Here is a 23,279-nt window from a genome sequence, read left to right on the forward strand (position 1 = left end):
CGTGAGAACTCGCGGACGGTACGCAGCCACAAGGAGCCGTTGAGCGACCGGAATTGACGGCTTTGTGCGGTCTTTCGGAACGGAGCGGGGGACAGCGCGCACGTGGGGAGGCGTCGTGGACGACTATGCGGGAAGGGTGCTCGCCGACCGCTACCGCCTGCCGTTGCCGCCGTCCGACGCCTTTGAGCTGGTCGAGACCCGCGCGTTCGACACCTACAGCGGCCAGGAAGTCCTGGTGCGGCAGGTGCCGTTGCCGGAGGTCGTGGACGCGGAGGTCGTCGACGGCGACGGCCCGGCCGGAGCCGCGGTGCCTCGGCAGGCCCAGGGGCGTCCGACGCGCAGGCCCGCCGACCCGGCGGTGCGCCGGGCACTGGAGGCCGCGCAGGCCGCCGCGCAGATCCCCGACCACCCGCGCCTGGACCAGGTCTTCGACGTGTTCGCGGAGGGCGGTTCGCTCTGGATCGTGAGCGAGCGCGTCGCCGCCCGGCCGCTCGCGGCCCTGCTCGCCGAGAAACCGCTGAGCCCCTACCGGGCGGCGGAGGTCGCCTCCGACGTCCTCACGGCGCTGCGCGTGCTGCACGCGCACGGCTGGACCCACCGGAACATCACCGCCCGCACGGTCCTCGTCTGCGACGACGGACGCGTGGTGCTGACCGGGCTGGCGTCGGGCGCGGCCGAGGAGGCGCTGTGCGGGTACGCCCCCGTGCCGGAGCCCGATGCGGACCCTGACGGGCTCGGCGAGCCCGAACCTCAGGCGAGCCCGGAAGGCCCGGGCACGCTCGATTCCGGAAGGCCCGTGCTGCCGGCTCCCGCGGGACCGGCGGACCCGGTCGCGGGAGGCGGGGCGCCGGATGTGCGGGCCGCGAGGGCGGGCGCGATCGCCGCGTACCGCGCCGGTGCCCGGGCCGGGGCACGCGTCACCGAGGACCAGCGGCAGGGCGGCGGGGCCGGCGGTGGCATCCCCGACGGCCCCGTACAGAACGGCCTGGACCCGGACTGGTGGGCCAGGCGGCCCGACGAACAGCATCTGGAGCTGTTCCGGTACGACGACGAGGTCGAGATCCAGGTCACGGTCGAGGCCGACGACGAAGCCGACGGCGGCGCCGACTTCGATGACGACTTCGATGACGAGGGACCGTACGACTCCGGGCCGGGCCACGCCCGGCTGGCCGGCACCTGGCACGATGCCCCGCTCCCGGGCCGCGAAGGACCTGGTTCCCTACCGGCGGGCGGCGGTGGCGGCCTCCACGGCGGGGCACGCCCCGCACTGCCGGGCGCGGGGTACGGGGACGACCCGTACGGCGTGCGGCAGTCGGCGGCCGAGGGCGGCCGGCCGGCCGGCCGGAACGACGGCTACGGCGCCGGGCGCCGGACCGGGAGCGACCGCCCCGGCAGCGTGCCCTACGGCAGTGCCAGGCCCGCGCTGCCCGGTCCCCGCGCGGGTGCGGGTGCGGGCGTCACCGGCGGCAGCTGGGACCGCGGCACAAGCGGTGGGGACGCCCTGCGTGCCGACGCACAGCGCCGGCCCGCTGCGGCCGATGCCGATGCCCCGTCCGGGCGCTGGGACGAGATCGTCGTGCCCGGTGAGAGCCCCGCCTACCGGGGGCCCGCCACCCCGCTGGCCGCCGAGCGTGCCCGCCAGGCGCGGATCGCGGTCGTCGGCGCCGTCACCGAGCGCTGGGCCCCCGAGCAGGCGGGTCCGGTCCACGAGAACTGGCAGTTGGCGGCCCCCGTCGGCCCCGCCACCGACCTGTGGGCGCTCGGCGCGCTCCTGTACCGGGCCGTGCAGGGCCATGCCCCGTATCCCGAGGAGAGCGCGGCCGAACTGGTGCAGCTCGTGTGCTCCGAGCCGCCCGCGTTCGCGGAGGAGTGCGGCCCGCTGCGCCCGGTCGTCGAGTCCCTGCTGCGCCAGGACCCCACGGAACGGCCGGACTTCGAGGAGCTGCGCGGCTGGCTGCGCTCGCTCGTGCGGTCCGCGCCCGAGCCCGAGGCCGGCATGGATGTGGTGCCCTTGCCGGCCGGCGCGGTCGACGGCAGCAGACTGCCGGTGGTACGCCGCCGGGGCGAACTGGTCCGCAGGCGCCGCTCCGGAACGTCGGACGTGGTCCACGGCCGCCATCGCCACAAGCGGCCGAAGGAGCGCCCGGTACGCAGCGCGGGGCGCGCGCCGCGTTCGCTGGGCCGGATGCTGGTGCTGCTGATCCTCCTCGTGCTGGTGGCCGCGGTTGCCTACGCCGCGCTGTTCATGCCCAGAGCCGAGTCGCAGGGGCAGAAGCGCGGCGCGGGTACGCCTGCGTCAGCGACGGGCCCGGCCCCCGGGCGTTCCGCCGAGGGCGGCCCGGAGCCCACCCGGAGTGCCGGTACCGGAACCGGCACCCCCGGATCGCAGCAGCCGCAGACCTCCGCCCCGGCGGACAACCTGCCGGGTGGCTATGTGCTGCGCAAGGACGCCGAAGGCTTCCAGGTCGCCGTCGACAAGTCCTGGCAGCGGCGTCCCATCAACGACGTCGGACAAGTCCGCTACACCGGTGACGACTTCACCCTGATCGTGGTGCCGGGCCGTGACACCGTGAAGGAGAACGGCGACGACCCGCTGACCTATCAGCGGGACAACGAGCGGGAGTTGCAACCCTTCCGGGACTCGTCCTGGGCGGGGGCGACGGGGCTGCGCCGGATCGACGTCGGACAGCAGTCCATGGCGGAGGGCCAGTTCACCTGGGAGGACAGCAACGGCCGCGAGGTGTACGTACGCAACCTGGCTCTCATCGTCGGCGACGTCTACCACGTCATCCAGGTGATCGGCCCCGAGGAGCAGCGCGACAAGGTGACCGAGATCTACGAGCAGGCGACGACGACGTACCGCGCCACCCGCTAGGCCCTGTTCGGGTCCCCGGGTCCCGGTGTCGTGCCGCCAACTCCGAGGCAGGTCACGGAGCGTGGCCGTGCAGCAGCAGGGCACGCATTACAGACAGGTCACTTGAGTGCCCTCGGTTCCGCGTTCGTACATCCCCTCCGTAACCTGGCATCCCAAGGAAATGGGCGGGGGACGTGGAAGACACACACAGCACGGCCGCGGGTCTGCTGCTGGCCGGGCGCTACCGGCTGAGCGAGACCATCGGCAGCGGCGGCATGGGCAAGGTCTGGCGCGCGCACGACGAAGTGCTACACAGAGTAGTCGCCGTCAAGGAACTGACGGCAGGACGGTACGTCTCCGAGGCCGACCGGGTCGTCCTTCACGCCCGTACGCAGAAGGAGGCCCGGGCGGCGGCCCGGATCAGCCACCCCGGAGTCGTCACCGTTCATGACGTGCTCGAACACGACAACCGGCCCTGGATCGTCATGCAGTACGTCGATGGTCCCTCGCTCGCCGACGCCGCCAAGGAGTCCGGGCGCATCGACGAGACGGAGGCGGCCCGGATCGGGCTGCACATCCTGCGGGCGCTGGGTGCCGCGCATTCCGCGGGAGTCCTCCACCGGGACATCAAGCCCGCCAACGTGCTGCTCAACGGCGACGGCCGGGCGCTGATAACGGACTTCGGCATCGCCGCGATCGAGGGCGACGCGACGATCACCAGGACCGGCGAGATCGTCGGGTCGATCGACTACCTCGCCCCGGAGCGGGCGCGCGGCCACGATCCGGGCCCCGCGTCCGACCTCTGGTCTCTCGGCGCGACGCTGTTCGCGGCGTTGCAGGGCGAGTCGCCGTTCCGCCGCTCGTCGCCGCTGGCCACCATGCAGGCCGTGGTGGGCGACGAGCCGCCGCATCCCGACCGGGCCGGCCGGCTCGCCCCCGTGATCCTGGCGCTGCTGCAGAAGGACCCGGCGGCCCGCCCCTCGGCGGCGGAGGCCGAGCGGATGCTCACGGAGGCCATGGACGGGAGCGGGTCCGCGACGACGCGCTCGCAGTCGACCCGGCGGATGACGGAGCGGCTGACGCAGCCGGCCACCCGGACGGGCGGTCGGACGAGCGCGACAGCCGCGTCGCAGGGCAGGGGGCCGCGCAACACGCCCAGGCCGGACGCCGGTTCCGCGACGGCACCCGCGCGCGCACCATCAGCCACACCGTCTGCCGCACCCGCACCCGCACCCGCACCCGTACCCGCCCCGAGGCGGCGCCGCGGTGCGCGGCTGCGTACTGCCGCCATCGTCATCGTGCTCGCAGCGGTGGTCGGCGGCGGTGCCGGCCTGCTGGCCATGAGGTACGGGGGCGGCGACGGCACAGGCGTACACCCGGAGCCCCAGAACCAGACCCGGCCGACCAACTCCTCGGCCATACCTCAGGGCTGGCACAGGGCGGATGATCCCGAAGGCTTCAGCCTGTGGGTCCCCAAGGGCTGGACGCGCCAGATGGACGGCAACCAGATCGACTACACGCCCGACAACGGCAAGCACCGCATCCGGATCAGCATCGACCCGGCGCCCGACTTCGAGAACCCGTACATGCACATGCTGGACATCCAGAAGAGTCTCGAGAAGCGGCTGCCGGAGTACAAGCGACTCCAGCTGCATCCCAACACCTTCCGCGACCAGACGCAGTCCGCGCTCTGGGAGTTCACCTGGACCGAAAGCAAGAACCACCCGGGGCCGCGGCGGGCGATCGACCAGATGTACTACGAAGACAACGGCACCGAGTACGCCCTCTACATGTCCGGCCCCGCCGAGGACTGGGCTACGACGCGGCAGCAGTTCGACATCATGCTGCGCGGCTGGCGGCCCCGGCCGGCCTGATGCCGGGCGCCGGGGCGACTGTCACGGGTCTGCATCCGGTACCCGGCCCCGGTGGCATCCGCAACCGGCTGTGGCCGAGGATGTGAGCATGACCAACGATGGGGGACGGGTGGACGAGCCGACCAGCTACGGGCTCCGGCCGCCGGACGCCCCGCAGATGCCCGAGCGGACGGCGGCGTACCAGCCCACCCAGGCGGCCGGGCTGCCCGGTTCGGGCCCTGTCGCCGCGCCCCATGTCCCCGCACAGGCCGCCGGAGCCGCCGGTGAGGGCGGGTCCTCCGCACCGGCCGCCGGAGCCGGGGCCGCCGACGACCCCGCCGTCGGACGGCTCATCGGCGGCCGCTACCGGCTTCTCGCGCGCCTCGGCCACGGCGGTATGGGCACGGTGTGGCGGGCCCGGGACCAGGTCGTCGACCGGGATGTCGCGGTCAAGGAGCCCCGCCTGCCCGACCACTTGAGCGAACGCGACCGTGAACGCGTCCATCTGCGGATGCAGCGCGAGGCGCGCGCCGCAGCCAGGATCGACCACCCCTCGGTCGTCACCATGCACGACGTGGTCGTCGAGGACGACAAACCGTGGATCGTGATGGAGCTGGTGCACGGCCAGTCGCTGGCCGACCGCTTGCAGGACGGCACCCTCGATGTGCGCGAGGCGGCCCGGATCGGACTCGCCGTACTCGGAGCGCTTTCGGCGGCGCACGAGGCGGGCGTACTGCACCGTGACGTGAAGCCGGACAACGTCCTGCTGGGGCGCGGGGACCGGGTCGTGCTCACCGACTTCGGCATCGCGCAGGTCGAGGGCGAGCAGGGGCTGACCGAGACGGGGGCTTTCGTCGGATCGCCCGAATTCATCGCGCCGGAGCGGCTGCTGGGTCAGCGCCCGGGGCCCGAGTCGGATCTGTGGTCGCTCGGTGTGGTGCTGTACGCGGCGGTCGAGGGCATGTCCCCGTACCGCCGTTCGCACACTCCGGCCACGCTCCAGGCGGTGCTCTCGGCCGAACCGCAGATGCCCGCCCGCGGGTCCGGCGCCTTCGGCACGCTGGTGATGCAGCTGCTGCGCAAGGACCCGGCGATGCGGCCCGATGCCACCGAGGTCAGGCAGACCCTGGAGTCGGTCGCCAGGCCGCCCCAGAGCGCGCTCGACGCGACGAGACTCCTCGGTGGCAACGGCGTTGGCGACCGGGGAACCAGGGGCGGTGGTGGCAGCCGGTGGGTGCCGCCGGTGCTCCAGGGCAACCGCCCGGTGCAGTACGGGCTCGGCGGCGGACTCCTGGTGGTGGCCGTCGCGCTGGTCCTCGTCCTTGCCAACCCCTTCGCGGGCGACGCGATCCCGGCGGGCTGGGAGGTCCGCCCCGACCGCGAGGTGGTCGCCGCGAACGTCGCCGTGCCCTCGGAGTACGAACGCGTCGAGGGCGACGACGGCAACAACGTCACCTACTGGGACCCGAGCGGTGTCTTCCAGGTCTACCTGGAGCGGGTCGAGACCGCGGCGGTGGACGACGAGCTCGCCCCCGACGCGGCGGTCTGGACCGACTACTACGAGAAGGGCGGCGAGAACGGCACCGACATCAAGGACCAGGACGTGACGTCCGCGTCGACCACGCAGCAGGGCGTGAAGGCGTTCGACACGCGTGTGGACTACGTGCCGTACGACGACTCGAACGAGGACCCGATCCGCCTGCGCTGGCAGGAGCGCGTCGTCGTCACCGGGAAGGGCGCGAACCAGGTCTACTGGCGGCTACGGGTCTCAGGCCCCGCGGAGGGCTGGGCGGCCGAGGAGGGTGATCTGCTTTTCGATCGCGTCGTCCACCATTTGAAGATCCAAGGGCTGTAAAAGCCGCTGATCAGGGGTTATCCGCCAGTGATCACTGGCGCAATCGTGTGGGGCCGGTGAAAAGCCGTTACCGACGGGTACCCAAAGCGGGGATTGCCGCATACTCTCGCCCCCATGACGGACTCGCAGGCCCCTGCCGCCACCGCTGCCGCCCCCACCGGCACCAACCCGACAGCCGCCTCCCCGGCCGGTGCACGCACCGCCGCCGACGTGGTGACCCCCGAGGTGGTCGCGCAGCTCACCCGTGACGTGGTCGGCTCGGGCCGTACCGCGAACCACACCCCGTTCACCGGGAAGAAGCTGGCGGACCTGCCCGAGTCCACCCCCGAGGACGTGGCCACCGCCTTCGAGCGCGCCCGTGCCGCACAGTCCGTCTGGGCCGCCACATCGCCGCGCGTCCGCGCCGCCGTACTGCTGCGCTTCCACGACCTGATCCTCGAGCGCCAGGCCGAGGTGCTCGACCTGATCCAGCTGGAGACCGGCAAGGCGCGGCTGCACGCGCACGAAGAGGTGCTGGCCGTCGCCGTCGCCTCCCGCCACTACGGCCGTACGGCACCCTCCTACCTCAAGCCCAAGCGGCACACCGGGGTCGTCCCCGTCCTCACCAGGACCACCGAACTGCGCCAGCCGCGCGGTGTCGTGGGCCAGATCGCCCCCTGGAACTACCCGCTCGAACTCTCCGTCGGCGACGCGCTGCCCGCCTTCGTCTCCGGCAACGCCGTCGTGATGAAGCCCGACACCGAGACCGCGCTCACCGCCCTGTGGGCCCGCGATCTGCTCATCGAGGCGGGCCTGCCGGCCGGCGTCTTCCAGGTCGTCATCGGCGAGGGCCCGGTCGTCGGCCCCGAGGTCGTCAAGCACGCCGACTACGTCTCCTTCACCGGCTCCACCCGCACCGGCCGCGAGGTCGCCCAGGGTGCGGCGGCACGCCTCATCGGCGTATCGCTCGAACTCGGCGGCAAGAACGCCATGCTGGTGCTGCACGACGCCGACGTCGAGAAGGCCGCCGCGGGTGCCGTCCGCGCCTGCTTCTCCTCCGCCGGCCAGCTGTGCATCTCCATCGAGCGGCTGTACGTCCACGAGTCGATCGCCGACGACTTCGTCGAGCGTTTCGCGGCGCGGACGAAGGCCATGCGTCTCGGCAACTCGCTCGCGTACGGCGCCGACATGGGATGCCTGGTCGGCGAGCGCCAGCTGGAGACGGTCACCCGTCATGTCGACGAAGCCGTCGCCAAGGGCGCCACGGTCGTCGCGGGCGGCAGGGCACGCCCCGACATCGGCCCGTTCTTCTACGAGCCCACCATCCTCGACGGTGTCGAGGCGCCCATGGCCGTCTGCAACGAGGAGACCTTCGGCCCGGTCGTGTCCCTCTACCGGTTCACGGACGAGGACAAGGTCGTGGAGCAGGCCAACGCCACCGCCTACGGCCTCAATGCGAGCGTCTGGACCAAGGACGGCAAGCGCGGCCACGCCGTGGCCGCCAAGCTGCGCACCGGCACCGTCAACATCAACGAGGGCTACGCACCCGCGTACGGCAGCGTCCGGTCGCCGATGGGCGGCATGAAGGACTCCGGCCTCAGCCGGCGGCACGGCTCCGAGGGCATCCTCAAGTACACCGAGGCACAGACGGTGGCCCAGCAGCGACTGATGCCGCTGGCGCCGTCGTTCGGGATGGACGACGAGAAGTACGCGGCGTTCATGAGCTTCAGCCTCAAGGCGATGAAGGCCCTGCGCCTGCGCTGACACCCCCGCACCCGCACGCTTTTTGACGAGGAGAGCCATGTCCGAGGTCCCCCCTGCCCAGAAACAGGACGAGAACGGCATCGATGCCGGCGCCGACGCCGCGTACGACTACGACGTCATCGTGGTCGGTTCGGGCTTCGGCGGCTCGGTCTCGGCACTCCGGCTGACCGAGAAGGGCTACCGGGTCGGCGTCCTGGAGGCCGGCCGCCGCTTCACCCGCGAGACGCTGCCCAAAAACTCCTGGGACCTGCGCAACTACCTTTGGGCCCCTGCCCTCGGCCTCTTCGGCATCCAGCGCATCCATCTGCTCGGCAATGTCATGGTCCTGGCCGGCGCCGGCGTCGGAGGCGGCTCGCTCAACTACGCCAACACCCTCTACGTGCCGCCGTCGCCGTTCTTCAACGACCCGCAGTGGAAGGACATCACGGACTGGCACGACGAGCTGAAGCCGTACTACGACCAGGCCACACGCATGCTCGGGGTGCGGCTCAACCCGACCATGACGCCCTCGGACGTCCATCTGAAGGCGACAGCCGAGGCGATGGGCGTGGGCGACACCTTCCACATGGCACCGGTCGGCGTCTTCTTCGGAGACGGAAGGGATGCGGTCGGCGGGGATGGGGTCGGCAGCGCGAAGGCCAGGCCGGGCGAGGAGACCGCCGACCCCTACTTCGGCGGAGCGGGTCCCTCGCGCAAGGCCTGCACCGAGTGCGGCGAATGCATGACGGGCTGTCGCCACGGCGCGAAGAACACCCTCAACGAGAACTACCTCTACCTCGCCGAGAAGGCGGGTGCGGTCATCCACCCGATGACATCGGTCGTCGCCGTCACGGAGGACGCGCAGGGCGGCTTCGCCGTCAAGACCCTCCCCAGTGACAACAAGCGCAAGGGGAAGGGGCGTACGTTCACCGCGCGCCGCGTCGTCATCGCCGCCGGCACGTACGGCACCCAGACCCTGCTGCACCGGATGAAGGACGGCGGACTGCTGCCGCGGATCTCCGGACGGCTCGGTGAGCTGACCCGTACCAATTCCGAGGCGATCGTCGGCGCACAGACCGGCAACCGCCGTTACCGCAAGCGCCACGGCGAGGAGAGGGTCGACTTCACGCGCGGCGTCGCGATCACGTCCTCCATCCACCCGGACGCCAACACCCATATCGAGCCGGTCCGTTACGGCAGGGGCTCCAACGCGATGGGTGGCATGACCGTCCTGCAGGTGCCCTACCGCGCCAAGGGCCGGGTCGCCGGCTGGGCCGGGAACATGGTCCGCCACCCCTTGCTCGCCCTCCGCGCCCTGTCCAACCGCCGCTGGTCGGAGCGGACCATCATCGGCCTTGTCATGCAGTCGCTCGACAACTCGCTGACGACGTACCGCAAGCCCAAGGGCCTCGGGAAGGGGCTGCTCACCGCCCGCCAGGGCCACGGTGCCCCGAACCCCAAGCAGATCCCGGCGGCCACCCGCGCGGCCTCGCTGCTCGCCGAGGAGATCAACGGATTCGCCGGGTCCAACATCGGCGAACTGATGGGCACCCCGCTCACCGCCCACTTCCTGGGCGGCTGCCCGATCGGCGCGACGGAGGCGGACGGCGTCATCGACCCGTACCACCGGCTGTACGGCCACCCGGGCATCTCGGTCGTGGACGGCTCGGCGGTCTCGGCGAACCTGGGCGTGAACCCGTCCCTGACGATCACGGCCCAGGCGGAGCGGGCGATGTCCCTGTGGCCGAACAAGGGCGAGGATGACGAGCGCCCGGCCCAGGGCGACGCGTACACGCGTCTGTCCCCGGTGACCCCGAAGTCCCCGGCGGTCCCGGCGGACGCGTTCGGCGCGCTGAAGCTGCCGTTCCTGGGCATGCCCACGGTTCCGCCGAAGAAGTAGCCCTGGTCCCAGGACACACGTCGGCCGCTGCACCCCCCTCCGAGTGCAGCGGCCTCTGTGTGGCTCAAGAGCCGGGTTCTACGTGTGGTGCGGTGTTACGCGGTGACGTTGCCCTTGCGGCGCTTCATGGCGAAGACGGCACCGGCACCGGCGACGATGGCGATGCCGCCGATGGCACCGATGACCGGGAGCTGGGAGTCCGAACCGGTCTCGGCGAGGTTGCCGGTGACCGGGAGCTCCTTGACGTCACCCTGCGGCTTGGTGTCGGGGCCCTTGTCGCCCGGCTTGCCCTCGCCCGGCTTCGCCTCGCCCGGGTTCTCGTTCGAGCTGCCCGGCGCCAGGATGGTGAAGTCCACCTGCTTGCCGGCGCTCTCGGCGATGCACTCCTGGCCGTCCACGTCACCCAGGTAGCCACCGGTGCCGAAGGAGTAGCTGTCGCCGGCAGGGGCGTTCTTGTCGATGTTGACGCGAAGGTCGATCTTCACGAAGTCCTGGGACTTCATGGTCTCGACGCCCCAGAAGTAGTCACCGGCGTACTCGTCGTCGCCGATCCGCTCCCACTCGTTGGTGCCCGGGATGCGGAACTCCAGGTCGATGTACTTGCTGAGGAACTTGTCCTCGTCCTCGTACTCGTAGTTCTCGACCTCGGCCCAGAAAGCGACGCCCTTGAGGTCGGCCTTCGAGTTGTTGCTGATGGTGAGATTGAAGCTCTCCCAGCCGCTGCCGGCGACAATCTTGCCGGGCAGACCGGAGATCTTGACGCCGAGCGCCTTCTCCTCGAAGTCCTCGTCCAGCTCCTCGCAGTAGAGGAACTCCTCGTTGGGGTCCTCCTCGTCCTCACCGGGCGTACTGGTGGACGGCGTCGGGGCCGGAGCGGTCTCGCTCGCGCTCGCGGACGGGGCCGGAGCGGTCTCGCTCGCGCTCGCGGACGGGGCCGGAGCGGTCTCGCTCGCGCTCGCCGTCGGGGCCGGAGCGGTCTCGCTCGCGCTCGCCGTCGGGGCCGGAGCGGTCTCGCTCGCGCTCGCGGACGGGGCGGGGTCGTCCGCGTACGCAGCCGGTGCCGCCAGGAAGGTGGCGGGGGCTATGACAGCCGTGGCGGCGGCGATGGCCATGGCGCGGCGAAGCTTCATGAAGACCTCAACGAAGTCTGGGTACCGCGGAACGCGGCACGGAGTCTGGATGGGCCTTCCGGGTCCGAGGTGCACGTACACGGGTGAGGCCGTTGTTACGCATGGATGACCTGTGACCCGTGTGAATGGTTGTCCCCGGACTGACAGAAAGTTTATGTGGCTCCCGTCACATGGCGGAGGGACGTGCCTGGGCTGCCTTCGTTGCGGCCGCCGAACAGGGCCCCGCGGAGTGCGCTCCGCGGGGCCCTTCGTGGTCGGCGCCGGCATCAGGGCAGCGCCGGTGCCGAGGCGCGCGGCGCCGGGGGGATGCGCCGCGGGGGAGCGGTCGTCGGCCCGGGGTACGGGGGAGGGGATCCGGGCGTTCGACCTGTGGTGCGGTGGTCGCAATGTGGTGGCGGAGGGAGACTTGTTTGCCTTCGCGCGCTCTGTGCGGGTGGCGGCCTGCACCCGTTCCGACCGGGTGCGGTCGGCCCCGGGCGTCCCCGGGAGCCGACCGCCCTTGGGGTGACCGGCTGCTGTCCCCTGCCGACCGGTCACGCGCGCTGGGGCGAGGTCCCACGACGTACCTGCAGTACGTCACACGCTCCAGCGGAGCCACGCGTGGTTTCCTTCGGGGCCCGCCCCTGGCTGGCACGGACATCGGGCCCAACGAAGTGCGGCCGGTGCGGTCACGCGCCGTACGGGTGAGAGCCGACCCGATACGCGCGTGCGCCCTCAGATACGGCCCCGGCACAGCTCCAGCATCGTCATCGCCAGCGACGTGCCCGGCCTGCCGAGCGCGTCCCTGTAGTGGCCGAGGACCTCCATCTCGCGCGCCAGGTTCACCCGGCGGCCGCCGGAGGAGATCCGGGCCTCCTGAATCACGGCGGAGACGGCCATCCGCTCCTGGATCAGGCCGATGATCCGGTCGTCGAGCGCGTCGATGCGCTCACGGGCGCCGGTGATCACGTTCGCGGCCTCGTCGGTGCGGGCGCCGGTCCTCTCGGCGGCGGCCTTCTCCTGCTCGGCGGCGGTGCCGGTCGCGGTGCCGGCGGCGGTTTGGGTGACGGTGCTGGCGGTCATCTCGTGGGGCTCCTCGTTCGGCCGGGGCCCCGGAGCGGCATGGCCCGGAAAAGCCGAAGCGCCCCGGGCCTTGTCGGCCCGGGGCGCCTGGGAAGTCGCTTGTCAGTTGCTCAAGCAGCACGACCATGGCAGCCGGACGGGCCGGTGCCATAGGTAAAGACGAAGGTCAGCTGCGCGTGCATGCGGACAGTATGGACCTGCTGCCCGGCCGGGGCCAAAGTCCGGTTCGGATGGTGAGACGAAAACCGGCCCGCGCGCGCCGGTAGAATCGACGGATACAGACCCCCTCCCAATGCCGGAAGGCCGCCGTAGTGTCCTCAGCGTCCCCCGCTGCCGCGCCCGCATCCAACCCGGACGTAGTCCTCGTTGTCGACTTCGGCGCGCAGTATGCCCAGCTCATCGCCCGCCGTGTCCGTGAGGCCCGGGTCTACAGCGAGATCGTCCCGTCCACCATGCCGGTGGCCGAGATGCTGGCCAAGAACCCGAAGGCGATCATCCTCTCCGGCGGCCCCTCGTCCGTGTACGCGGAGGGCGCCCCGCGCCTGGACCGCGCGATCTTCGAGGCCGGGGTCCCCGTCTTCGGTATGTGCTACGGCTTCCAGCTGATGGCGACCACGCTCGGCGGCACCGTCGACAACACGGGTGCCCGCGAGTACGGCCGTACGCCGCTGCATGTCTCCAAGCCCGGCTCGACGCTCTTCGAGGGCACCCCGGCCGAGCAGTCGGTGTGGATGTCGCACGGTGACGCCTGTTCCGCCGCCCCCGAGGGCTTCACCGTCACCGCTTCCACGAACGTGGTGCCGGTCGCCGCCTTCGAGAACGACGAGAAGAAGCTGTACGGCGTGCAGCACCACCCCGAGGTGATGCACTCCACGTACGGCCAGCAGGTGCTGGAGCACTTCCTCTACCGGGGCGCCGGCATCGAGCCGAACTGGACCACCGGCAACGTCATCGAGGAGCAGGTCGCGGCCATCCGCCAGCAGGTCGGCACCAAGCGCGCCATCTGCGGTCTGTCCGGCGGCGTGGACTCGGCGGTTGCCGCGGCGCTCGTCCAGAAGGCGATCGGTTCCCAGCTGACCTGCGTGTACGTCGACCACGGACTGATGCGCCAGGGTGAGACCGAGCAGGTCGAGAAGGACTTCGTGGCGGCCACGGGCGTGCAGCTCAAGGTCGTCGACGCGCAGGAGCGCTTCCTCTCCGCCCTGGCAGGGGTCTCCGACCCCGAGGAGAAGCGCAAGATCATCGGCCGTGAGTTCATCCGGGTCTTCGAGCAGGCGCAGGCCGAGATCATCGCCGAGGCCGAGCACGGCGAGGACGTCGCGTTCCTGGTGCAGGGCACGCTCTACCCGGACGTCGTCGAGTCCGGCGGCGGCACCGGCACCGCCAACATCAAGTCGCACCACAACGTGGGCGGCCTGCCCGAGGACCTCGAGTTCGAGCTCGTCGAGCCGCTGCGCAAGCTGTTCAAGGACGAGGTACGCATGGTCGGCCAGGAGCTCGGCCTGCCGGACGAGATCGTCCAGCGCCAGCCGTTCCCGGGCCCCGGCCTCGGTATCCGGATCGTCGGCGAGGTCACCAAGGAGCGCCTGGACCTGCTGCGCGAGGCGGACGCGATCGCCCGTGAGGAGCTCACGGCGGCGGGTCTGGACCGTGACATCTGGCAGTGCCCGGTCGTGCTGCTCGCGGATGTCCGCAGCGTCGGCGTCCAGGGCGACGGCCGCACCTACGGCCACCCGATCGTGCTGCGCCCGGTCTCGTCCGAGGACGCGATGACGGCGGACTGGACGCGGATGCCGTACGACGTGCTGGCGAAGATCTCGACCCGGATCACCAACGAGGTCGCGGACGTCAACCGCGTGGTCCTCGACGTGACGTCGAAGCCGCCGGGCACCATCGAGTGGGAGTGACCCTCCCCGCGGGTCCCCGGTCGACGCCGCTGCCCACCGATGTGGGCGGCGGCGTCGCCGTATTCAGGGTTCCAGCGTGAAGTCGTCGTAGTGGAAGCCCGGCGCGACGACGCAGGTCACCAGGACCGGCTCGTCGCCCGCCGGGTCCGCGGACTGCCAGGTGCCCGCCGGGACCAGGAGCTGGGGCTGCTCGCCGGACTCCACCGACGGGCCCAGCGCCAGCGTGGTGGCGGCCGCCGGCTCCTCACCCGTACCACCCAGGTGCAGGTGGAGCGGGCTGCCGCGGTGCCAGAGCCACAGCTCGTCCGAGCGGACCCGGTGCCAGCGCGAGCTCTCGCCGGGGTGCAGCAGGAAGTGGATGCCGGTGGCGTACGCGCGCGGACCGGGGTAGCCGGGCGGGGTGGTCGAGCCCGCCGTGCGCCAGGTCTCCCGGAACCAGCCGCCCTCGATGTGCCGTTCGAGGCCGAGGAGGGAGACGAGGGGGGATATCGGTGCGGTCATGTGCACATTCTGGCGGCGGGCGGGCCCAGCCGCGTGACGTGTATGGCCAGTTGCCGTCCCCGGAGGTACCTTCCGCGCCATGACGGACCCCCAGGCGCCGGAGCCGATACCCGTGGAGCGGTTGCGTTTCGCGATGCCGCCCGTGCACGAGTCCGTGGCCGACGAGCGTGCGTACCGCAAGGAGCGGCTGGCCGGAGCGCTTCGGCTGTTCGGGCGGTTCGGGTACGAGGAGGGGGTCTCCGGGCACATCAGCGCGCGGGATCCCGAGTACGCCGACTGCTACTGGGTGAACCCCTTCGGTGTGCCGTTCGCCCAGGTCGGCGCGGGCGATCTGGTCCTCGTCAATGAGCGGGGACGGGTCGTCGCCGGGCGCCATCACGTCAATCAGGCCGCTTTCGGTGTGCATGCCCAGGTCCACCGGGCCAGGCCCGATGTCGTCGCCGTCGCGCACACCCACTCGGTGCACGGGCGGGCGCTGGCCGCGCTCGGTGAACTGATCGAGCCGATCACGCAGGAGGCGTGCGCGTTCTACGAGGACCATGTGCTGGTCGACTCGTACACCGGGGTGGCCGTCGACGAGGACGAGGGCCGCCGGATCGCGGGGGCCCTCGGTGCGTGCAAGGCCGTCATCCTGCGGGGCCACGGCCTGCTGACCGTGGGCGACTCGGTCGACGCGGCCGCCTGGTGGTTCATCTCCATGGAACGCTGCGCGCAGGTCCAGCTCACGGCACGGGCGGCGGGCAAGCCGGTGCTCATCGGACCACGGGACGCGATGGCCACCCGCGGGCAGCTGGGCACGGATCTCGCCGCATGGATCAACTATCAGCCCCTGTGGCGGCAGATCAGCCGAGCGGAACCCGATCTGCCGCAGTAAGGTTGGCCGGCCGCGCAACGCGGGGGCGGTGGCATCGATGCGCCGACGTGAATCCGTCGGCGTCAATCAAATGGGTTGCAATTCACCCGTCCAGGCCTCGGCCATCGGGGTGGCGGCGGCTTGCGTACGGCACAATTCCCTGACATCACGCGGCAGTTCACGGGGCGCGTCGGCGGAGCGGGAAGGTGGCGTTCGGATCGTGGCGGTGCAGGAAGCCGGACAGTGCGACACATGCACGCACAAGGCGCGCGAGGGGCACCGGCGTGCGGTGGCCGAGTTCACCGCCCGGCGTGACGAACTGGCCGCGGGGCAGGGACTGCCCGCAGGAGTCGCCCACTCGCCCGGCGCCTCGCGCCAATGGGTGTCGGACGAACTGACCGAGTCGGCCCGTACGGTCGCCGGTCATCGCCGTGCGGCGGGCGCGGCCTGGCTGCGTGGGGTCCGGCAGGGTTCTCTGATCGTGGTCTGGGCGGCCTTCGCGGCCCTCGCGCTGGGCCAGTTGGTGACCGCGATGGGCGCCGGCTGGACCGGCACCCGTACGGCGGGTCTGCTCGCCGCGCTCGTTGTCGGCGCCCTGCTGACCGGCGCGGCCTGGTTGCACCGGGCACGCGGCGGACTGCTCGCGCCCCTGATCGGCGAGGACAACCGCCTGTCCACCTCGCGCGCCGTGGCCGCCGGCTGGGTGCTGCTCGCCGGCTACGCGGTCCTCTTCCTCGCCCTCCAGCAGGCCGCAGCGTCCTCGCCCGCCGCACGCGAGCGACTGGCGGACGGCCTCGGTCTCTCCCACGGCGCGGGCCTGCTGTGCGCCCTGGCGCTGGTATGCGCGATCGCTGTCGTGGTGCGCCGCGTCGTCGCCCGGCGCGTCCACCGGCAGCGGCTGCAGAAGCTGCCCGCCGACCGTCCTCGTGCGGCGGATCTGCTGTGCGACGACGCCGGGCGCGGCAACTTCGCCGACGCACAGTATCTGCTGGTCAGCACGGTCGCCGTGGTGTTCGCCCTGATACGGCTGGCCCGCCGGCCCGAGCAGCTGCCCGAGCTGCCGTGGGGGCTCACGCTGCTGGTGGCGGTCTCGGCCGCGACCTACTTCGCCGGGAAGTACGCGGAGGGCGGCAGACCCGTCGTGCTCTCGGTGGTCCGGGCACGCGAGGCCGGCGACCTGGACGGTCCGCTGCGCACCGGCGACGACATCGAGATCCGCGGCATCGGCTTCGTCCCGCCGGGCGCGAGTACGCCCGACCGGCTGGCCCGGATGGTGGTACGGATCGGATCCGTGCATGTGCATGTCCCGCTGATCCCCGTACCCGGCGGGTTCGCCAACCCGACGGACACCGTCCTCACCGTGCCGATCCCGGTGGAAGTCGAGCCCGGACGGCTGGATGTCCAGGTGGTGACGGCCGCGGGGGTCGAGAGCAACCGCTGCCCCATCGACGTGACCGACTGAACCGCGGCGGCCGCGGTCGATCCCGGCCGGTCCTTTGTCCACTCCCGTGTACCAGTGTGTGCCGCGTGCCTGGTGAGCGGGCCCGCTTCGTCGTACGTATGGTCAGTTGACGGCTGAACCGAAGGCGGGACCAGCGATGACACACACGTATCGGACGACAGAGACCTACGATCCCCCGGACAGGCGCGATGGCCTCAGAGCGCGGGCGGGCCGGTTCGCCCTGCTGCCGCTGCGCATCTTCCTCGGCGTGACCTTCATCTACGCCGGCATCGACAAGCTCACCGACAGCCAGTTCATGTCCGCCACCGGCTCCGGCTCCATCGGTGAGCTGATGAGCAGCGTGCGCGACACCTCCGCCGTCCCGGCCCTGGTCGACCTGGCGCTCAAGAGCCCCGAGGGCTTCGGCTACGCCATCGCCTTCGGCGAGCTCGCCGTCGGCATCGGCACCCTCGTCGGCCTGCTGGCCCGGCTCGCCGCACTCGGCGGCGCGCTGATCTCGCTGAGCCTGTGGCTGACCGTGAGCTGGCAGACCGAGCCGTACTACTACGGCAACGACCTCGCCTATCTGATGGCCTGGCTGCCGCTGGTGCTGGCCGGAGCGCCGCTGCTGTCCCTCGACGCGCTGATCGCTGCCCGGCGGCGCCGTATCCCGTAGTGCGCCCAGGCCACCAGGCCGGCCACGAACAGCCCGCCGAAGACGACCGGGAACGCCACATACCAAGGGGTGTGCCAGGCGCCTGCCGCATCCCCGCCGTACAGCAGGGCCGTGACCAGTACGCACAGCCCTGCCAGCAGTCTGCCCGGGCGGAACTCGTGCCGCAGCCGATGCCGCGGCTCGTGCCGGGCCCCGTGCGATGCGCGCGGCGACTGCGGGACCTCATGACGCGGCACGGGTCACCTCCACCTGTCCGATGCCCACTTCCAGCTCCAGCTCCAGCGTGCCGGACGCCTTGGCGCCCGCGGGGGCGGGAAGCGTGGTCCGCCGGTCCTGCCCGGGAGTGACGTCGATGTCGTCCGCGGCGTCCGCGGGCAGGCGGATGTCACCGAGACCCACCTCGGCGCGCACCGTCACCGCGGCATCCTTCGGCACGACGACCCGCAGCTGCCCGACCCCGACCTGTGCCTGCGTCGCCAGCGTCTCCCCCTTGGGCACGGTGAGGGTGGACAGGTCGAGTGTCCCCTGACCCGTGCCCAGTTCGTAGCGCGGCTGGACGGCAGCGGCCGACGCCGGTCTCCAGTCCCGTGCCCCCCACCGCGTGCTGATGTCCTTGGGTATGGCCGCGGCCCCCGCCAGCAGCCCCGCCGTGATCAGCGTCAGCAGGACCGTGCCGAAGCCCGTGTGCCCGAGCAGGGAGCTGACCAGCAGCCCGAGCCCGAACACGGCCAGCGCGCACACCAGCCCGATCTGCAGGCTGGTGCCCAGCGGCCGGCTGTCCCAGCTCAGCCCGGTGCCGAGCCCTCCCGCGAGCAGCGCGAGCAGGAAGACCGTGCCCCCGATGCCCCGCGGTCCGCGTGGCCGCGCGACGGCGTACGCGGCGGCCTCGTCACGGCGCGAGCGCATGAGCGTGGCCTCGGCCGCCGCTCCCTCGGGTCCCCACAGATACCCGGTCGGTACCAGGCCGGTCGTGCCGTCCTTGACGATCGGGTCCCGCCACCACGACGGGCTGTCGGGCGCGGGCGGCGCCTTGGTCTCGGGCGGGGCCTCGGCGACCGCGTGCGCCGACGCCGGGTCCAGCGGTGCGCCGTCCGGCGTGGTGAGCGTCCGGCGCCTCGACCAGACGGCGGCGCCGAGCACTGCCAGCGAGAGCAGTGCGGCGAAGGCCAGCGTCCCCTCGCTGCCCATCATCGACAGGAAGAGCCCGCAGCCGATCAGAGCGAGCAGCACCGCCGTCAGCGAGGCGCCGTCGACCCGGCCGGACAGCAGCCGGCGGAACTCGTTCTCCTCCTCGTCCTCGAACGGGATCAGCAGCCAGGCGAAGCCGTAGAAGATCAGGCCGATGCCGCCGGTCACCGAGAGCACACCGACGACGATCCGGAATATCACCGGGTCCACGTCGCAGTACCGGCCGAGCCCGCCGCAGACGCCGGCGACGACCTTGTGGCCGGGCGCCCGGCGCAGCTGCGGCACGTCGGTCGGCGCCGCGGCGGCCGGCGTCGGTGGCTGCCCGCCGGCGTACGGCTCCCCGGGCGGAGTGGTCGGCTCAGTCATACGTCCATGGTGACGGGCCGATCGGCGCGACGGCACCGGAGCCGACCCTGGACGATCCCTGATATCGCCCCCGGGAGTCAGGGGCGCTCTCCGGGGCGGTTTAAGGGACGACCCTGATACCGCGGCCTGTCCGTGCGTGTGACGATCGGTGCATGCCCGTCGCCACGCCCCGCCCCGCCGGCCCCTCCCGCGCCCCCGCGCCGGAGGAGCAGCCGCTGCGCAAGCTGTACCGCAGTGCCGACGGCCGGATGCTCGGCGGCGTCGCCCGCGGCCTCGCCGGCCATCTGGGCCTGCCCGTCGTCTGGGTGCGCCTGATATTCCTCGGTCTGTTCATGGCCGACGGCCTCGGCGCGCTGCTGTACGCGGTCTTCTGGATCGTCGTGCCGCTCGGCGTCGGCGGCCGCGCCGCCGAGCCGCGCTCGGTCTTCGAGACCATGCCCGACGGCCGCCGCAGGCTGCGCAAGCCCGACAAGGGGCAGTTGTTCGCCCTGGTGGCGCTGCTGATCGGCGCCGCGGTCTTCGCGGGCAACGTGGACACGGGAGGCAGCGCCAACCGGTATGTGTGGCCGACTCTGCTGATCGGGGCCGGTGTGGTCCTGGTGTGGCGCCAGGCGGACAACGCGCGCCGGGCCCGCTGGGCCACCCTGTCGACGGGCGGCCGCCGCCGGCGGCTGCTGCAGCTGGTCCGCGGGCTGGCGGGTGTCGCCCTGGTCGGTATGGGCCTGACGGTGTTCATGGTGGTGCGCGGCTCGGCGGCCCAGCTGGGCAACGTACTGACCGCCGCCATCGCCGTCGTCGCCGGTGTCGCCCTGCTCGCCGGCCCCTGGCTGGTGCGGATGACGCAGGACCTCTCGGAAGAGCGGACGATGCGCATCCGGGCCCAGGAGCGCGCCGAGGTCGCGGCCCATGTCCACGACTCCGTACTGCACACGCTCACCCTGATCCAGCGGAACGCGGACGACGGGGGCGAGGTGCGCCGCCTGGCCCGTGCCCAGGAACGCGAGCTGCGCAACTGGCTCTACAAGCCGGAGGGCACCGGCAAGGACGAGGACGAGGAGCCCGCCACCCTCGCCGAGGCGGTCAAGAAGGCCGCCGCCGAGGTCGAGGACAAGCACGGGGTGCCGCTGGAGGTCGTGGTCGTCGGGGACTGCCCGCTCGACGACAAACTCGGCGCACAGATGCAGGCCGCACGCGAGGCGATGGTCAACGCCGCCAAGTACGGTGGCGAGGGAGGGGCGGTACAGGTCTATGCGGAGGTCGAGGGCCGTACGGTGTTCGTGTCGGTGCGGGACAGGGGGCCGGGATTCGACCCGGATGCGGTGCCCGAGGACCGTATGGGCGTCAGAGAATCGATCATCGGCCGGATGCAGCGCAACGGCGGGACGGCGCGGCTTCGTTCCGTGCCGGGCGGGGGCACGGAAGTGGAGCTCGAGATGGAGAGGGCGGACGGATGACCGAGGCTGCTGAAGCGGGAGGCGGCGAGAGCGTGGAGCGCCGCGTACGGGTCGTGCTCGTCGACGACCACAGGATGTTCCGCACGGGGGTGCAGGCCGAGATCGGCCGGACCGAGCGCACAGGCGTCGAGGTCGTCGGCGAGGCCGCCGACGTGGACCAGGCGGTCACCGTGATCACCGCGACCCGTCCCGAGGTCGTCCTGCTGGACGTCCATCTGCCGGGCGGCGGCGGGGTGGAGGTGCTCCGCCGCTGCGCCCCGCTGATGGCGCCTGCGGAGCACCCGGTGCGCTTCCTAGCGCTGTCCGTCTCGGACGCCGCCGAGGATGTCATCGGGGTGATCAGGGGCGGGGCCCGCGGCTATGTCACCAAGACCATCACGGGCACCGACCTGGTCGACTCGATCTTCCGGGTACAGGACGGCGACGCCGTCTTCTCGCCGCGGCTCGCGGGCTTCGTGCTCGACGCGTTCGCCTCGACGGACGCGCCACCGGTGGACGAGGACCTGGACCGGCTCACCCAGAGGGAGCGGGAGGTGCTGCGGCTGATCGCGCGGGGCTATGCGTACAAGGAGATCGCGAAGCAGCTGTTCATCTCGGTCAAGACGGTCGAGTCGCATGTCTCCGCGGTACTGCGCAAGCTTCAGCTGTCGAACCGGCACGAGCTGACGCGATGGGCGACGGCCCGACGGCTGGTGTGAGCCGCCCGCGCCGTCTTCCGGCACGTTCCGAAGGCGCCCTAGGAGACCCGGGTCGCGCCCGCGAACGGCATCTGGTCGATCGGCGCGACCCGGACCGGAGCGCCGGGACGCGGGGCGTGGATCATGCGGCCGTTGCCGATGTAGAGACCGACATGCGAGACCCCGGAGTAGAAGAACACCAGGTCACCGGGGGCGAGTTCGGGGCGCGAGACACGCTGTCCGGCGTTGATCTGGGTGTACGTGGTCCGGGGGAGTGACACTCCGGCCGAGCGCCAGGCGGCCTGCATGAGGCCGGAGCAGTCGAAGGAGTTGGGGCCGGTTGCGCCCCACACGTACGGCTTGCCGAGGGCGGTGTAGGCATACGCGATGGCCTGCGCCGCCCGGCTGTTGGGAGCCTGGAGGGGGCCGCGCGGCGCCGCCGAGCGATCGGCACGGGAGCCGGTGTCGGCCGGCGCACCGGATTCGTAGGCAACGCGCTGCTCGGCGGTGAGCTCGGTCAGCAGGCGCTCGGCGGCCGCGAGCTTGTCCCGGACGGTCGACTTGCGTTCGGCCAGCTCGCGCTGGTCGGCCTCGAGTGCGGACATCCGCTCGCCCGCCTGCGCCCGGAGCCGGGCGATCTCCACCTGCTGCTGCCGCACCCCGGCGATCGCGACCGCCTGCCGCTCGCCGACCCGCTCGGCGAGTGCGGCCCGTTCCAGGTACTCGCCCGGGTCGGAGGAGAGCGCCAGCTGCAGCCCGGGGTCGAGGCTGCCCGCGCGGTACTGGGCGGTCGCGATGGAACCGAGGGCGTTGCGGGAGGTGTTGAGCCGCTCGGTCCTGCGGGCCGCCTCGTCGCGCAGGGCGTCCAGCGACGTGCGGGCGCCCGCGGACCGTTCCTTGGCCCCGTTGTACTTCTCCGTGGCGGCCTCCGCCTCCTGGTACAGCTTGTCGATGCGGGCCTTGATCTGGGCGGGTGTGAGCTGCGGCTCCGCCTGCGCGGCCCCCTCGAACCCCGTGGCGGTCGCGGCGCCGGCGAGCGCGAGTGTGGCGGCCGTACGGGCGGCCGGGCCGCCGAACGGATGCTGCCTGGGTCTGCGGTGCGCTGCCACGAGGGCGTCCACGTCCTTCCGTCATCCCTGCGGGTCCGGCGGCGCGCCGCACAGGGGAAGCGGCCCGCCGCCGGATCTCTCGGCGGTGGCGGCCGAGGCCGTCCGACTGCCGGACGGCGGCGGGGGAGTTCGGCCACCTGAGGCAGGACGCTAAACCTGGCGGTCACGGGCGGGAGGTACAAGGACCGAAAGTGTCCGAAGGTGGACAGCCCGGACCGCTTTGTGTGTACGGGCCCCCGCCCGGGTCCCCATTTGCCGCACTGCACTGACCGATGCCCCTGATGAGGCTCACCCGACCGGGAGGCGGTGGTATGGCCGCGGTTAGGCTCCGCCCATGGACGTACTCATCAATGTCTTCGTCGCCCTGCACATCATCGGCATCGCCTCGCTCCTCGGCGGATTCCTCACCCAGATGAAGGCGATAGGTGCCGGTACCGCACGTTTTATCCCGGCGATGCTGCACGGCGCGCTGACGATGCTGGTCACGGGCATCGTGCTGGTAGGCCTCAACCAGGCCGACGACCAGCCGGTGAACAACCTCAAGATCGGCATCAAGCTCGCGGTCCTGGTGGTGATCCTGGCCCTGGTCTACGTCAAGCGTGACGAGGAGAAGGCCGACAAGGCGCTGTTCGGCGCGGTGGGCGGTCTGACGGTGGCGAACATCTTCATCGCGACGCTCTGGACGTGAGGACATCATGAACGGACAGCAGCGCCCGGGCGCTTGTGAGCTG

Annotated in this window: 17 protein-coding genes; 12 read left to right on the top strand and 5 right to left on the bottom strand. The window is 71.8% G+C overall.

What is annotated here, in order from left to right; genetic code table 11:
* The first annotated feature begins 115 nt into the window (after positions 1-115).
* From ACFYWI_RS04150 to ACFYWI_RS04170, 5 genes are all read left to right on the top strand, one after another.
* A complete protein-coding gene (locus tag ACFYWI_RS04150; protein ID WP_389224895.1) occupies positions 116-2,875 on the top strand; it encodes a protein kinase in 2,760 nt (919 codons plus the stop codon).
* Between the two features lie 173 nt (positions 2,876-3,048).
* Positions 3,049-4,728, top strand: coding sequence for a serine/threonine-protein kinase (locus tag ACFYWI_RS04155; RefSeq protein ID WP_389224897.1), 1,680 nt, complete (start codon positions 3,049-3,051; stop codon positions 4,726-4,728).
* 88 nt (positions 4,729-4,816) lie between these two features.
* Complete coding sequence (locus tag ACFYWI_RS04160; RefSeq protein WP_389224899.1) at positions 4,817-6,562, top strand: serine/threonine-protein kinase; 1,746 nt, start codon at positions 4,817-4,819, stop codon at positions 6,560-6,562.
* A 114-nt stretch (positions 6,563-6,676) separates the two neighbouring features.
* Positions 6,677-8,305 (top strand): succinic semialdehyde dehydrogenase, encoded by a 1,629-nt coding sequence (locus ACFYWI_RS04165; protein ID WP_389224901.1) that lies wholly within the window; start codon positions 6,677-6,679, stop codon positions 8,303-8,305.
* A gap of 37 nt (positions 8,306-8,342) precedes the next feature.
* Positions 8,343-10,184: a GMC oxidoreductase gene (locus ACFYWI_RS04170; RefSeq protein ID WP_389224903.1), complete on the top strand. Its 1,842-nt coding sequence runs from the start codon at positions 8,343-8,345 to the stop codon at positions 10,182-10,184.
* Positions 10,185-10,279: 95 nt separating this feature from the next.
* Here ACFYWI_RS04170 and ACFYWI_RS04175 read toward each other — a convergent pair whose 3' ends face one another.
* Positions 10,280-11,314 (bottom strand): LAETG motif-containing sortase-dependent surface protein, encoded by a 1,035-nt coding sequence (locus ACFYWI_RS04175; protein WP_389224906.1) that lies wholly within the window; start codon positions 11,312-11,314, stop codon positions 10,280-10,282.
* Positions 11,315-12,028: 714 nt separating this feature from the next.
* A complete protein-coding gene (locus ACFYWI_RS04180; RefSeq protein ID WP_389224908.1) occupies positions 12,029-12,376 on the bottom strand; it encodes a chorismate mutase in 348 nt (115 codons plus the stop codon).
* A 311-nt stretch (positions 12,377-12,687) separates the two neighbouring features.
* Between ACFYWI_RS04180 and guaA the strand changes: the two genes are divergently transcribed.
* The gene (gene guaA / locus ACFYWI_RS04185; RefSeq protein ID WP_389224910.1) at positions 12,688-14,283 is read left to right on the top strand and encodes a glutamine-hydrolyzing GMP synthase; all 1,596 of its coding nucleotides are present in this window, start codon (positions 12,688-12,690) and stop codon (positions 14,281-14,283) included.
* 63 nt (positions 14,284-14,346) lie between these two features.
* Here the strand turns inward: guaA and ACFYWI_RS04190 are convergent, their stop codons facing one another.
* The gene (locus ACFYWI_RS04190) at positions 14,347-14,784 is read right to left on the bottom strand and encodes a cupin domain-containing protein (RefSeq protein WP_389224912.1); all 438 of its coding nucleotides are present in this window, start codon (positions 14,782-14,784) and stop codon (positions 14,347-14,349) included.
* 79 nt (positions 14,785-14,863) lie between these two features.
* On the opposite strand from ACFYWI_RS04190, the gene ACFYWI_RS04195 reads away from it, so the two are divergent.
* From ACFYWI_RS04195 to ACFYWI_RS04205, 3 genes are all read left to right on the top strand, one after another.
* On the top strand, positions 14,864-15,658 hold the full coding sequence (locus ACFYWI_RS04195; protein ID WP_389224914.1) for a class II aldolase/adducin family protein: 795 nt from the start codon (positions 14,864-14,866) through the stop codon (positions 15,656-15,658).
* Between the two features lie 196 nt (positions 15,659-15,854).
* On the top strand, positions 15,855-17,099 hold the full coding sequence (locus ACFYWI_RS04200; protein ID WP_389225225.1) for a hypothetical protein: 1,245 nt from the start codon (positions 15,855-15,857) through the stop codon (positions 17,097-17,099).
* Positions 17,100-17,235: 136 nt separating this feature from the next.
* Positions 17,236-17,754, top strand: a complete 519-nt coding sequence (locus ACFYWI_RS04205; protein ID WP_389224915.1) for a DoxX family protein — start codon at positions 17,236-17,238, stop codon at positions 17,752-17,754.
* A 222-nt stretch (positions 17,755-17,976) separates the two neighbouring features.
* On the opposite strand, the gene ACFYWI_RS04210 is transcribed toward ACFYWI_RS04205, so the two are convergent.
* A complete protein-coding gene (locus ACFYWI_RS04210) occupies positions 17,977-19,308 on the bottom strand; it encodes a PspC domain-containing protein (RefSeq protein ID WP_389224916.1) in 1,332 nt (443 codons plus the stop codon).
* 152 nt (positions 19,309-19,460) lie between these two features.
* Here ACFYWI_RS04210 and ACFYWI_RS04215 point away from each other — a divergent pair, with 152 nt between their 5' ends.
* Together ACFYWI_RS04215 and ACFYWI_RS04220 are read left to right on the top strand one after the other, a co-directional pair.
* Positions 19,461-20,762 (top strand): PspC domain-containing protein, encoded by a 1,302-nt coding sequence (locus ACFYWI_RS04215; protein WP_389224918.1) that lies wholly within the window; start codon positions 19,461-19,463, stop codon positions 20,760-20,762.
* Positions 20,759-21,460, top strand: coding sequence for a LuxR C-terminal-related transcriptional regulator (locus ACFYWI_RS04220; RefSeq protein ID WP_389224920.1), 702 nt, complete (start codon positions 20,759-20,761; stop codon positions 21,458-21,460). The genes ACFYWI_RS04215 and ACFYWI_RS04220 overlap by 4 nt, the downstream gene beginning before the upstream one ends.
* A 38-nt stretch (positions 21,461-21,498) precedes the next feature.
* Here the strand turns inward: ACFYWI_RS04220 and ACFYWI_RS04225 are convergent, their stop codons facing one another.
* A complete protein-coding gene (locus ACFYWI_RS04225; protein WP_389225227.1) occupies positions 21,499-22,548 on the bottom strand; it encodes an NlpC/P60 family protein in 1,050 nt (349 codons plus the stop codon).
* Between the two features lie 334 nt (positions 22,549-22,882).
* Here ACFYWI_RS04225 and ACFYWI_RS04230 point away from each other — a divergent pair, with 334 nt between their 5' ends.
* Positions 22,883-23,236: a hypothetical protein gene (locus ACFYWI_RS04230; RefSeq protein ID WP_389224922.1), complete on the top strand. Its 354-nt coding sequence runs from the start codon at positions 22,883-22,885 to the stop codon at positions 23,234-23,236.
* Positions 23,237-23,279 lie beyond the last annotated feature (43 nt).

Source organism: Streptomyces sp. NPDC002889, from assembly GCF_042888425.1.
Classification (GTDB): Bacteria; Actinomycetota; Actinomycetes; order Streptomycetales; family Streptomycetaceae; genus Streptomyces.